General features: G+C 70.0%; 12 protein-coding genes and 1 pseudogene. 7 read left to right on the top strand and 6 right to left on the bottom strand.

Translation table 11 applies throughout. The annotated features are described in order from the left end of the window. Positions 1-83 precede the first annotated feature (83 nt). A complete protein-coding gene (gene ppk2, locus ACWGIF_RS21040) occupies positions 84-1,115 on the top strand; it encodes a polyphosphate kinase 2 (RefSeq protein ID WP_453499486.1) in 1,032 nt (343 codons plus the stop codon). 269 nt (positions 1,116-1,384) lie between these two features. Here ppk2 and ACWGIF_RS21045 read toward each other — a convergent pair. The 3 genes and pseudogenes from ACWGIF_RS21045 to ACWGIF_RS21055 all read right to left on the bottom strand — a co-directional run bounded on the left by ACWGIF_RS21045 (position 1,385) and on the right by ACWGIF_RS21055 (position 3,115). Beyond that, positions 1,385-2,326: pseudogene (locus ACWGIF_RS21045) on the bottom strand (BCCT family transporter). Positions 2,327-2,630: 304 nt separating this feature from the next. Further along, the gene (locus ACWGIF_RS21050) at positions 2,631-2,930 is read right to left on the bottom strand and encodes a DUF4190 domain-containing protein (RefSeq protein ID WP_453499488.1); all 300 of its coding nucleotides are present in this window, start codon (positions 2,928-2,930) and stop codon (positions 2,631-2,633) included. After that, positions 2,930-3,115, bottom strand: coding sequence for a hypothetical protein (locus ACWGIF_RS21055; RefSeq protein ID WP_453499490.1), 186 nt, complete (start codon positions 3,113-3,115; stop codon positions 2,930-2,932). Before ACWGIF_RS21055 ends, ACWGIF_RS21050 begins: the two co-directional genes overlap by 1 nt. Positions 3,116-3,217: 102 nt before the next feature. Here ACWGIF_RS21055 and ACWGIF_RS21060 point away from each other — a divergent pair, with 102 nt between their 5' ends. Further along, a complete protein-coding gene (locus tag ACWGIF_RS21060) occupies positions 3,218-3,841 on the top strand; it encodes a TetR family transcriptional regulator (RefSeq protein WP_453499492.1) in 624 nt (207 codons plus the stop codon). A gap of 120 nt (positions 3,842-3,961) precedes the next feature. Here the strand turns inward: ACWGIF_RS21060 and ACWGIF_RS21065 are convergent, their stop codons facing one another. After that, the gene (locus tag ACWGIF_RS21065; RefSeq protein WP_453499494.1) at positions 3,962-5,467 is read right to left on the bottom strand and encodes a SulP family inorganic anion transporter; all 1,506 of its coding nucleotides are present in this window, start codon (positions 5,465-5,467) and stop codon (positions 3,962-3,964) included. 268 nt (positions 5,468-5,735) lie between these two features. Between ACWGIF_RS21065 and ACWGIF_RS21070 the strand changes: the two genes are divergently transcribed. The 3 genes from ACWGIF_RS21070 to ACWGIF_RS21080 all read left to right on the top strand — a co-directional run bounded on the left by ACWGIF_RS21070 (position 5,736) and on the right by ACWGIF_RS21080 (position 7,875). Next, positions 5,736-6,143 carry a MerR family transcriptional regulator gene (locus ACWGIF_RS21070; RefSeq protein WP_453499496.1) on the top strand — a complete coding sequence of 136 codons (408 nt, stop codon included), beginning with the start codon at positions 5,736-5,738 and terminating at the stop codon, positions 6,141-6,143. A 71-nt stretch (positions 6,144-6,214) separates the two neighbouring features. Then, positions 6,215-6,694, top strand: coding sequence for a cation:proton antiporter regulatory subunit (locus tag ACWGIF_RS21075; protein WP_453499498.1), 480 nt, complete (start codon positions 6,215-6,217; stop codon positions 6,692-6,694). Between the two features lie 5 nt (positions 6,695-6,699). Then, positions 6,700-7,875, top strand: a complete 1,176-nt coding sequence (locus ACWGIF_RS21080) for a cation:proton antiporter (protein WP_453499500.1) — start codon at positions 6,700-6,702, stop codon at positions 7,873-7,875. 248 nt (positions 7,876-8,123) lie between these two features. Here the strand turns inward: ACWGIF_RS21080 and ACWGIF_RS21085 are convergent, their stop codons facing one another. Both ACWGIF_RS21085 and ACWGIF_RS21090 read right to left on the bottom strand, forming a co-directional pair. Then, positions 8,124-9,383 carry a cation:proton antiporter gene (locus ACWGIF_RS21085; RefSeq protein ID WP_453499502.1) on the bottom strand — a complete coding sequence of 420 codons (1,260 nt, stop codon included), beginning with the start codon at positions 9,381-9,383 and terminating at the stop codon, positions 8,124-8,126. Positions 9,384-9,387: 4 nt separating this feature from the next. Continuing rightward, positions 9,388-9,873 (bottom strand): cation:proton antiporter regulatory subunit, encoded by a 486-nt coding sequence (locus ACWGIF_RS21090; RefSeq protein WP_453499504.1) that lies wholly within the window; start codon positions 9,871-9,873, stop codon positions 9,388-9,390. A gap of 323 nt (positions 9,874-10,196) precedes the next feature. Between ACWGIF_RS21090 and ACWGIF_RS21095 the strand changes: the two genes are divergently transcribed. Beyond that, on the top strand, positions 10,197-10,571 hold the full coding sequence (locus tag ACWGIF_RS21095; RefSeq protein ID WP_453499506.1) for a hypothetical protein: 375 nt from the start codon (positions 10,197-10,199) through the stop codon (positions 10,569-10,571). A 719-nt stretch (positions 10,572-11,290) separates the two neighbouring features. Beyond that, positions 11,291-11,719, top strand: a complete 429-nt coding sequence (locus ACWGIF_RS21100; RefSeq protein WP_453499508.1) for a transglycosylase family protein — start codon at positions 11,291-11,293, stop codon at positions 11,717-11,719. Positions 11,720-12,213 lie beyond the last annotated feature (494 nt).

Consider the following 12,213-nt stretch of genomic DNA (forward strand, 5'->3'; position numbering starts at 1 on the left):
CGCTCGTGCACGGAACCGCTCGAACCGGCCGGCTGATTTTGCGGATGCCGATGGCGGCACCGTCGGCGGGGTAGGGGCCCCTTATGGACGAGCACGAAATGCACCGGCCCGAGGCCGAAGATCTGCTGGCAGGACTGAGTGTGGACGACCGCCGGCCCGAGCAGCCGGTACTCCTGGACTCGGTCGGCGCCCCGATCCGGACATGGCAGGAGAACTATCCGTACGACCACAAGATCCGGCGGGGCGAGTACGAGCGGACCAAGCGCGTCCTGCAGATCGAGCTGCTGAAGCTCCAGCGCTGGGTGAAGGAGACGGGAGCCCGGCTGGTGGTGATCTGCGAGGGCCGGGACGCGGCCGGCAAAGGCGGCACGATCCAGCGGTTCACCGAGCGGCTCAATCCGCGCGGCGCCCGCATCGTCGCCCTCGACAGGCCGACCGAGCGGGAGGCCGGGCAGTGGTACTTCCAGCGCTACGTCGCCCACCTGCCCACCGCCGGAGAGATCGTCTTCTTCGACCGCTCCTGGTACAACCGCGCCGGGGTCGAGCGGGTCATGGAATTCTGCTCCAAGGAAGCCTGCGAACTGTTCCTGCGGCAGTGTCCCGCTTTCGAGGCCATGCTGGTGGCCGACGGGATGCTGCTTGTGAAGTTCTGGTTCTCCGTCTCGCGCTCCGAGCAGCGCACCCGCTTCGCGATCCGCCAGGTCGACCCGGTACGGCAGTGGAAACTGTCGCCCACCGACCTGGCCTCCCTGGACCTGTGGGACGCATACACCACCGCCAAGGTCGACATGTTCCGGGCCACCGACACCGAGCACGCACCATGGACCGTGGTCAAGAGCAACGACAAACGGCGAGGTCGGCTGGAGGCGATCCGAAGCCTTCTGTGGCGCATCGACTACGACCAGAAGGACGCCACAGCAGTGGGGCGGCCCGACCCCCTGATCGTGGGAGCCGCCGACACCCTCCTGGAAACCGGGGAGGAGCCCGCCGTCCTCTCGCCCACCCCGCTGGCCGGCCCCACCCACGGCCCCGGCCTGCATCCCCACCCGGAGAACGCCGCAGAACCGCACTCAACCGGCGAGAACCCCTCGGCCGGACGGCCGCCCCAGTCCTGACTCCAGCGCGGCGGGATCTTCGTCACGCCCGACTGACCGGCCTGGGCCCAGGCGCTCGGGTGGCGGCCCTGAGTCATGCGGCCGTCGGGCTCTTGTTCTTCCTGTACGGGGCGGACCGGCTCTCACTGAGATCGTCGGCCCCCCCGCGGGCGACGGACCGGGGGCACGGGGAACGGCCGCGCCGAGCCGTGGCGCGAGGCCCGGGGCCCCGCGCCGAGCCGTGGCGCGAGGCCCGGGGCGCGCCGTGCGGCGCATGGCAGGTGTGCCCGTCAGGAGGCCGGGGGCGGGGCTCCCGGGTCCTTGCGGTCGCGGTCGTCCTTGTCGTTCTTCGTTCTCCCGGGTGCCTGGTCATGTGCCGGGCCGATGCGGATCTCGAACTCGCCCGCGTACTTCTCGTGGCCCGCGACCACGGCTTCCTCCACCGCCGCCTCGGCGAGTTCGCTGCGGACGATCAGGGCCCCGGCGGAGGTCCCGCAGGAGGGCCCAGCACAGGCCGATCATCACCAGCACGAATGGGGCCGCGACGAGGATCGTCAAGTGCTGCAGGCCCGCGAGGGCGTCGCCCTTGCCCTCTCCGACGAGCAGCATCACGGCCGCCACGCCACCGGTCACCACGCCCCAGAAGACGACGATGAGGCGGGCTGGTTCGAAGGTGCCCTTCTGGGAGAGGGTGCCCATCACGATCGACGCCGCGTCGGCGCCTGAGACGAAGAAGATGCCGACCAGGACCATCACGAGCAGGCTCATCACGCCGGCGATCGGGAACTGCCGGAGCACCCCGAAGAGCTGCGCCTCGGGCGTGGTCGCGCCGCCGAGGTGGCCCTGCTCCTCGAGGCGCATGGCCGTACCGCCGAAGACGGCGAACGGGGTCGGTGCCCGGGCGGCGGCGTGGTGTAGTGCGCAAGGGGTTCGCTGACGCCGTAGAACATCAGGCCGATGCCCATGCCGGCGCTGAACATCATGGCGACCCAGGAGACGGTGCTGAATTCCGGCTTCTCGTGTTCCTGGCCCAGCTCGATCCGTCCGTACCGGCTGATGGCGAGCCAGAGCGCGAAGACGACGAACCCCGAGGCGACCAGGACGAACGCCCGGCCGGCGTTGCGCATCAGACCGTTCAGCATGGTGTCGGAGACGCTCTCCAGCGCGCTGGTGGCCGTGGCGCCCCAGATCGCGAAGACCAAGGTCAGCGCGGCCGTCACGCCGAAGACCACCCGGTCGGTGACGGGCGCCTTCCTCGTGCGGGTGGCGGCCGGGCAGGGCCGCCTTCACGCAGCCGCAGCTTTTGGCCCCGCTTACGTTGCTCCTGAGACACAGGGGCACCTTTCGCGATCACGGCCTGATGTGGCTTGTGCCATCCCATACCACGGCGCGCACACCTGTCACGGCAGCGACAGGCGTCGATCGGGCGCGCCTCTGCGAGGCGATGGGCCACACGGGTGTCGAGGAGGAGCGGTACGAGCCGGTCGAGGCGGCCCGCATGCGGAGCGGGGATTTCGCCCTCTACTCGCCTGTGTCTCAGGCCAGGCTCCACGACCAGGTGTGGTCGGCGGTGACGAGACAGGCGAGGATGACGAGGTCGGCCACGCCCAGGGCGATGCCGAGGCGGGCGCGGGCCGGCCTGGCCGTGTGCCGCCACAGGGCGAGGGAGCCGAGGACGATGGCGGTCGGGCCGAGCACCAGGTTGAGTACGAGGAGCCCGGTCAGGCCGAGGACGAACGCGGTGACGGCCATGGCGTCGGCGTCACGGGTACTGCTGCGGGTTCGAGTGCGGGCCCGGTCCCGGGCCGGGGCCTTCTCGGCGATACGCGGGTTCATCACAGACCTCCACGGTGGTGGTCGGGGCGTCCGGCGCGGTAACCCGCCAGGCGTTCGCGCGCGGCGAAGAGGGCGAGCCAGACGGCGATGGCAAGGCCCGCGCCCACGCTGACCGCCACAGGCAGGTGGGCCACGGCGCCGAGGACGACGCCGAGGACGAGCAGCGCACCCACGAGGAAGAGCATGATATTTCCTCCCACCTTTCAGGTAACAGTTGTTCACTGACTACCCAGTACAGTTCGTCTCATGCTGGCGATCGGCGACTGTGACGCGGTTGACTGCCCGTCATGAGCCTGAACACCGGGGTCCGCGAGGCCCAACGCCGTCGAACCCGACGCGCCCTGCTCGACGCGGCGTTGGCGCAGTTGGAAGAGCGCAGCCTCGGCAGCCTCGGGCTCAGGGAGGTGGCCAGGGCCGCGGGGGTCACTCCCACGGCCTTCTACCGGCACTTCCGCGGCATGGACGAGCTGGGGACCGCCCTCGTGGAGGAGGCCCTGGCCAGCCTGCACAAGACCGTGCGGGACGTGCTCGCCTCGACGGGTGACGCCGGCCGTCGCGGTGACGCCGCGGTAGGCCTCGTCGCCGAGCTGGTCCGTTCTCGTCCGGCGCACGTCCGCTTCCTCGTCCGCGAGCGGCACGGCGGAGTTCCGGCGGTACGCGAGGCCATCGCCGGGCAACTCGACGCATTCGGAGACGAGATCGGTGCCGCGCTCGCGGCCGATCCGGCCAGTGCGGGGTGGGGCGCCGACGAGATGGCGATGCTCGCCCGGCTCCTGGTGGACCACATGTTCATGACGGCCTCGGCGTACGTCGCCGCCTCGCTGCGGGGTGAGGACTGGTCGGCCGTGACCCGCACGGCCCGCAGTCAGCTCCGCCTGATCCACCTCGGGCGCGTGCACTGGCCGGGATGACCCGCGCCGCCACGGCGCAGTGAAGTCCCCTTCACCCGTTCGCTGACGTCGCCGCCCGCGTTGAGCGCAGACCTGATGAGCGCGTGCCTTGATGCGGGCGCCGCGTCCGTCGAAGCCGGGTCAGTGGCTGGTGAGCTCGCCGGTGAGTTTGCCGTGGAGGTCGGCGCTGGGATCGTTGAGTCCGACGATCTCGACGCTCTTGCCGCGTTGCGCGTACTTGGTCTCGATCGCGTCCAGTGCGGCGACGGAGGATGCGTCCCAGATGTGGGCCGCGGTGAGGTCGATGACCACTCTGCCGGGGTCGCCCGCATAGTCGAACCGCCCGACCAGCTCGTTCGACGAAGCGAAGAACAGCTCACCGGTGACGGAGTACACGACTGTGGTTCCGTCGGGGTCGGTGACGGCAGTGACGTCGGCCCGGTGGGCGACGCGCTTGGCGAAGATGACCATGGCGGTGACGGAGCCGACGACGACGCCGACGGCCAGGTTGTGGGTGGCGACGACGCAGGCCACGGTGATCACCATGACGGCGATCTCGCCGGCCGGCATCCGCCGGAGCGTTTTCGGCGCGATGGAGTGCCAGTCGAAGGTGGCGACCGACACCATGATCATGACGGCTACGAGCGCTGCCATCGGGATGTCGGAGACGACCGGCCCGAAGACGATGCACAGCACCATCAGGAAGACACCCGCGAGGAAGGTGGAGAGGCGGGTCCGAGCGCCCGACACCTTTACGTTGATCATCGTCTGGCCGATCATCGCGCAGCCGCCCATGCCGCCGAAGAACCCGGTGACGACGTTGGCGACGCCCTGGCCGATCGACTCGCGCGTCTTGTTCGAGTGGGTGTCGGTGATCTCGTCGACCAGCTTCGCCGTCATCAGCGACTCCATGAGACCGACCAGGGCCATGGCGAAGGCGTAGGGGGCGATCGTGGTCAGGGTGTCCAGCGTGAACGGCACGTCCGGCAGGCCCGGCGTCGGCAGCGAGGAGGGCAGCGCGCCCTTGTCGCCCACGGTCGGGACGGCGATGGCGGCCGCGATGGTGACGACTGTGAGGATGGTGATCGAGACCAAGGGGGCCGGGATCACGGTGGTGACCTTGGGGAAGAACACCATCAGCGCCAGACCGGCCGCGAGCAGCGGATAGACGGGCCAGGGCACGTCCCACATCTCGGGGAGCTGCGCCATGAAGATCAGGATGGCGAGCGAGTTGACGAAGCCGACCATGACCGAGCGGGGGATGAAGCGCATCAGTTTGGCGACACCCAGTGCCCCCACCACGACCTGGAAGACGCCGGCCAGGATGACGGCGGCGACGAGGTAGCCGAGGCCGTGCTCGCGGTTCAGCGGTGCGATGACGAGGGCGACGGCCCCGGTCGCCGCCGAGATCATCGCCCGGCGCCCCCCGACGATCGAGATCACCACGGCCATCGTGAATGAGGCGAACAGGCCGAGCGCCGGATCGACGCCGGCGATGATCGAGAAGGAGATCGCCTCCGGAATCAGCGCCAGCGCGACCACCAGGCCGGCCAGCACCTCGGTACGCCACACCCGCGGATCGCTCAGCCAGTCCGGACGCAGACCGCGCAGACCGCGCAGACCGCGCAGGCGCGTGGCAGGAGACACAACGGAAGAGGAAGAAGACAAGGGAAGCGAAACCTGTCGTGCTCGGGCACACGCTCCTGCGACGGGCAGGTCGGGAGGTGCGCGGGAAGGGCTGATCTCCACCGGCGGCGCCACGGCCCCGACGCGGCACGACAGGGCAGCATGCGGCAGCCCGGCACCGGAACTCTACCCTAACGTTAGAGTAGGGTCCGGAGCTGAGAATCCCTCCGTCACCGCACCGCACCGCACCGCACCGCCCCGCAGGACAGGACAGGACCAGGAACCAGGCGTGGACGACAAGCACATCCAGATCGGCGAGGTCGCCACACGGACCGAACTGTCCCTGCGCACCATCCGGCACTACGAAGAGACCGGCCTGGTCATCCCCTCCGCCCGCTCCCAAGGCGGTTTCCGGCTCTACACCGAGGCCGACATCGCGCGCCTCATGGTCATCCGCCGCATGAAGCCCCTCGGCTTCAGCCTCGACCAGATGCGCGATCTGCTGGAAGCCACCGACCGCCTCGATGCCGGCGACGACCTCGAAACCGCCGAGAGGGCGGCTCTGCTGGAGCGTCTGCACGCGTACGAACAGGCCGCTGCGGATCAGGTCGCGAAGCTCCGGGTGCAGCTGGCCCGTGCTGAGGACTTCGCGGCCACCCTCCGTGGACGCCTCTCCGTCGCGCAGCCGCGCGGCTGAGGCCTGCGCCATGATCCCCGCGCAGCCCATCCGGGCATGCCATCGCGCCGGCATCACTCGATGATGGAGAAATGGATGTCACCGAGGTTCTCCTGCCCGGTGTGGGTCTGCGCTACGAGTTCACCAATCACCGTGGTGACCTGGTCGGCGTGGTGGCTCGGCGAACGGGTGAATTCGACCTGGTCCTCTACGGGGAGGAGGACCCCGACGAAGGCCGGCCCGTGCTGCAGCTCAACGGTGAGGAGGCCGAAGCGGTCGCGGAGATTCTCGGAGCCCCGCGGATCGCGGAGCGGTTCGCCGATCTGACGAAGGAAGTGCCCGGGCTGATGTCCGAGCAGATCGTGGTGCGGGCGAACAGCCCGTTCGACGGTCGTCCGCTGGGTGACACCCGTGCACGGACTCGGACGGGCGCGTCGATCGTCGCGATCGTACGGGGTGAGGATGTGATCGCCTCGCCCACACCACAGGAGCCGCTTTGCGGCGGGGATGTGCTGGTGGTGATCGGGACCCACGAGGGCATCGCGGGCGTGGAACAGATCATCCGGGGCTGAGCCCGGTGCAGACACCGGTCGCGTTGCTGCTGGAACTGGGGATCATCCTTGCCGTACTGAGCGTGCTCGGGACGGTGGCGCGACGATTCACGCTCTCGCCCATTCCGCTCTACCTGTTCGCCGGGCTCGCGGTCGGTGAGGGCGGCATCGCCCCGGTGCCGGCTGCCGGTGAGTTCGTGGAGACCGGCGCCGCCATCGGAGTGGTCCTCCTTCTGCTGACCCTGGGTCTGGAGTTCTCGCTGCCGGAGTTCGCGGTCGGAGTGCGCCGGCACGTGCCTTCGTCCCTGGTGGACCTGGGCCTGAACGCCGTCCCGGGGGCGGTGGCCGGCTGGTTGCTGGGACTGGACGGCATCGGGATCTTGGCCCTGGCCGGCGCCACCTACATCTCCTCCTCCGGGATCGTCGCCCGATTGCTGGAGGACCTGCGGCGGCTGGGCAACCGGGAAACGCCGGCCGTTCTGTCGGTGCTGGTCATGGAGGACTGCGCCATGGCCCTCTACCTGCCGGTGCTCGCCGTGCTCGCGTCGGGCGGCCATTGGTGGCAGGCGGTCCTCGGCGTGCTCGCGGCCGTGGGCGCCGTCATCGCCGCCTTCACCGTCTCCTACCGGTGGGGCCACCACGTCGGCCGCCTCGTCTCCCACCCGGACGCCGAGCAACTGCTGCTGCGCGTGCTGGGCCTGACACTGATCGTCGCCGCGCTGGCCGAGGCGGTCCACGCGTCGGCCGCCGTCGGCGCCTTCCTCGTCGGCCTCACGCTCACCGGCGAAACCGCGACGCGTACCCGGGCCGTGCTCAGTCCCCTGCGCGATCTGTTCGCCGCCGTCTTCTTCCTGGCCATCGGGCTGTCCGTCGCCCCCAGCGACCTCGTGCCCGTTCTCCCCGCGGCGCTTGCACTCGCCGGCGTCACCGCGGTCACGAAGGTCCTGGCAGGCCGGTTCGCCGCCGCCCGCGACCACGTGGGACGACGTGGTCGGCTGCGCGCGGGGACCGTCCTGATCGCCCGAGGCGAATTCTCCTTGGTCATCGTGGGGCTCGTCGGGACGATGCACGGCTCACTCGGCCCGCTGGTGACCGCGTACGTCTTCATCCTCGCTCTCGCCGGCCCGCTCCTGACCCGCCTCGCCGGCACCGTCCCGCTCGGGACGCAGCGTCCGACCGGTGCGAAGGATGGCGCGGCGTGACCGCAGTTCGCGTCGCTCGTCGGCCATCACGTGATCAGCGGCGTGCGTGAAAGCGCTCGCGCAGCAGTGTCGTACGGTGCCTCGCCTACAGCCCGGATCGCGGAGCGGAGGACGTGGCAGGCTGTCGGCGAAGCCGACGGCGCCGCCGAGGGAGACGGCCAGGGCGGCGATCAGCAGGACCGTACACGGTCCGTGATCGCCGCCCTGCCTTCGCGCCCGGACAAGACCTCGGCGTCAGACCTTGTCGCTCACGGGCGGCCGACGGGGCCGGAGTCGTCCATGGCGTCCCTCGCCTGCGGCTGCGCCGGAACCAGGTCCGGCTTCAGCACCTCAGGCATCTGCCGCTCGCGGCGGCGGCCGGTGAGGTAGCTCGCGACGGGTTCGGTGTAGCGGGCGGTCAGCGGGCCCAGGATGACCAGCACCAGGACGTACGCCGTGGCGAGAGGGCCGAGGGAGGGCTCGATGCCGGAGGTGACGGCCAGGCCGGCGATGACGATGGAGAACTCGCCGCGCGCCACCAGGGTGCCGCCGGCGCGCCATCGTCCCTTGACGGAGATCCCGGCTCGGCGCGCGGCCCAGTAACCGGTGGCGATCTTCGTGCCCGCGGTGACCACGGCCAGGGCGAGCGCGGGGAGGATCACCGGGGGGATGCTGGCGGGGTCGGTGTGCAGGCCGAAGAAGACGAAGAACACCGCGGCGAACAGGTCCCGCAGCGGGCTCAGCAGGCTGTGGGCGCCCTCCGCGACCTCCCCGGAGAGGGCGATGCCGACGAGGAAGGCGCCGACGGCGGCGGAGACCTGGAGCTGCTGGGCGATACCCGCCACGAGCAGCGTCAGGCCCAGGACGACCAGCAGGAGCTTCTCGGGGTCGTCGCTGGAGACGAAGCGGGAGATGAGGCGTCCGTAGCGGACGGCGAGGAAGAGGACGAGTCCGGCCACGCCGAGTGCGATGGCGAGGGTGAGGCTGCCGGCGGCCAGGCTCACGCCGGCGAGGAGTGCCGTGATGATCGGGAGGTAGACGGCCATCGCGAGGTCCTCGAGGACCAGGATGCTGAGGATGACCGGGGTCTCGCGGTTGCCGAGTCGTCCGAGGTCGCCCATCACCTTGGCGATGACGCCGGAGGAGGAGATCCAGGTGACGCCGGCCAGGACGACGGCGGCGACCGGTCCCCAGCCGAGCAGCAGGGCCATGGCCGCGCCGGGAAGGGCGTTGAGGGCGGCGTCGACGATGCCTGCGCGGTACTGGGTCTTGAGGTTGGAGACCAGGTCGCTGGCCGTGTACTCCAGGCCGAGCATGAGCAGGAGCAGGATGACGCCGATCTCGGCGCCGATCGCGACGAACTCCTCGCTCGTGCCGAGCGGCAGCAGTCCGCCCTTGCCGAAGGCGAGGCCGGCCAGCAGGTACAGGGGTATGGGGGAGAACTGAAAGCGGCCGGCGAAGCGGCCCAGCAGGCCGAGGCCGAGGATGATCGCCCCGAATTCGATCAGGAAGACAGCGGAGGAGTGCATACGCTCACTCCCTGCCGAGGATCGCGGCGGCGGCCTCGACGCCCTCGCGGGTGCCGATGACGATCAGGGTGTCCCCGCCCGCCAGGCGGAAGTCGGGAGCGGGTGAGGGTATCGCACCGGAGCGGCGCAGGATGGCGACGATGGACGCGCCCGTCTCGGTCCGCATCCGGGTCTCACCCAGCAGGCGTCCGTTCCAGTGCGACAGCGACCCCAGTTCTATCCGTTCCGCCACCAGACCGAGGTCGGTCGTGGACAGCAGGTTGGGGCTGTGGTGTGAGGGCATCAGTGCGTCGATCAGTGCCTCCGTCTCGCCGCCCGTCAGCTTCACCGACAACGCGCACTCGTCCGGGTCGTCCCGCCGGTAGGCGTTCAGCGTCCGGGCACCGTCGCGGTGGGCAATCACCGACAGACGGCGATGCTCACGAGTGGTGAGGTCGTAACGAACCCCTATGCCCGGCAGCGGAGTACGGCTCACGCGGGGAACAGGCACGGCAAACCCCCAGGATTCTGATGTCGTTGTCGGCGGAAGTCGGAGGTGGACGGTGCACCTCATGTCGTCACCCTATCCCTGCACTCATCGCCCGATTTGGTGAAAGGGTGCGCTTGACGGAGCAGGCCGCGGCTCCTGATGAGGAGGCGATGCGGCGAGATGGTCTGACGGCGGATCGTGCCGGGCCGCCGTCGGCTGATTTCCGGCCCTGTGCCCGTACTCCCCGGCTCGGGCATCATGGCGGAGGTCTCCAACGGCGGAGGCCGGGTCGAGAGGAGAATCGCGTGGTGCAGTGGAGGCGTATGAGTTCCGGTGTCCGCCCTGTGTCCCACCCTGTCGCAGCACCCTCGGTCTGGGCGGCCGCCGGTGTCGCGGCCCTCGTCGTGGTCACAGTCCTCAACTACCTCAACGGCCACGGAGACCCCGCGCTCGACCTTCTTCTGCTGTCCGTGCTGTGTGCCGTACTGAGCACCGGGGCCCGGCTCGTCGCCGCGCCGGGAACAGCCCTTGTCTGCTGGCTCGCCCTCAACGGCTTCGCCACACCACCCATGGGTGAACTGACCTGGTCCGCCGGCTACGACCTGGGCCGCCTCGGGTGCCTGCTGGCCGCGGCGAGCACCGGAACCGCCGTCGCCCGCATCGCCGGCGCCCGCGCCGCCTACCGCCGCCTGAACCTCTCCAACTCCACGGGTCCCTGATCGCCCCGACTGCCCGCAGGATGAGCCCCGTTGGCGGGAGTTCCGGCTTGCGCTGCATACGAACGCTGCGCAAGTGCCCATCAACGCCCATCAGTACGGGCGCAGCACTGGCGCGGAGAACATCCGGATCTCCGGACGCATTGTGACGGCGCGCATCTTTCATCATCTCCTTGGGTGCGGACGAACGTTGGGGCGGGGGTACGTGCTGCCCGCATGCGCTCCCGCGTTTCCGCGGGTCGGTGCCTGCGTGGTGGGGCCCCGGTGCCCCGATCCTGACGGGTGCGCACCCGACAGCGCATTGCCGGAGACCGGCAGTCTTTACTCTCTGTTAACGCCCGTGGCGGGGCCCACCGATGCCGTGCTACGCGCTTCCCGCATCAGAGGCAGCGTCAGGGGCGAGCCGTGATCAGGCTGGTATGGCCGGCCAAGGATCCGTATGGGGTATCAGTCGTTGGCTGGAAGTGTGGGGTCCCTACCCCATCTGATCAGCGGAAATGGGGGACCGACCGACGTTCCCGTCCTCTGTTGCGCGAGGGTAGGGCCCCTCCGGGGCGCCCTCGGCAGGAGTCGCCCTCCGTCACGTTCGGGGCAGGGGCGGTTCCACGTGATGACGGCTCCAGGGGGGTCGTGGAGCGTCCGTTCGGGTGGCGTCTTCCCTTCGCCGATGGCAAGTGCCGCTGGATGGACGTCGGTCCGTGCTGTGCTGTGGCCACGGCCCGATGACGGTCGTACGAGGGCCCGCCCGCTCTTCGTGGCAGGCCCGACCCCACAGCGAAGGAGCACTGGTGTCGCACCACCGCACGAACCGGCGAAGCCGGACCAGGGCCAGCCAACTGCTGGCGTCCGCAGTCTTGTTGACCGTGGCCCTACTGGATGTCTCCGGGGCCCACGCCGCTGCGGTCCACTCCAAACCGAACCCCGACTGGGGCGCCATCGCCCGGTGTGAATCCGGCGGGAACTGGCGGGCGAACACCGGCAACGGCCATTACGGCGGATTGCAGTTCACCCAGTCGAGCTGGAACGCGGCAGGAGGCCGACGGTACGCACGACGCGCCGACCTCGCCACGAAGGCGGAGCAGATCGCGACGGCGAGGAGGCTCGCCAAGATTCAGGGCATGGGGGCCTGGACCTGCGCACGCCGACGCTGAAGGGCGAACACCACCTCTCCAGGGCGGCAGTCCGCCGCCCTGGAGAGGAAATCCCGGCCGGCTGCGCCGACGGTCGGCAGTAGTTACCGGCCCGGCCGCGTCCATCCCCCCTCCCCGGCCCCCACCCTTGGTCGTTGGGGGCGTGGTCACCGCCCCCAACCGCACGCCTCGTCCGCCGAACTCAAAAGCCAGGCCTTCGGCGGACGCGCGGCGCCCGAAGCTCTGGAGTCCCTCAAATGGGGTTGGTTCGGCGACCGGGCGGGGGAATCCCCTGACACGGACCGAACGGGACGGGAAACGGGGGTAGGGGACATGGAGTTCCTGGTGATTCTGGGGTTCATTTTCATCGTGCTGATCGTGGCGGCGACGGGGGGAAGCCGTGGGTCGTCGCGCAAGCGAGGCCGCAGGGGCTCGTGGGGCGGCGGCGGGGGCGGCTGCAGTGGCGGCGGCTCGTCCTGCGGCGGCGGTGGAGGCTGCGGAGGCGGAGGCGGAGG

This window comes from Streptomyces sp. NPDC054849, assembly GCF_053610945.1.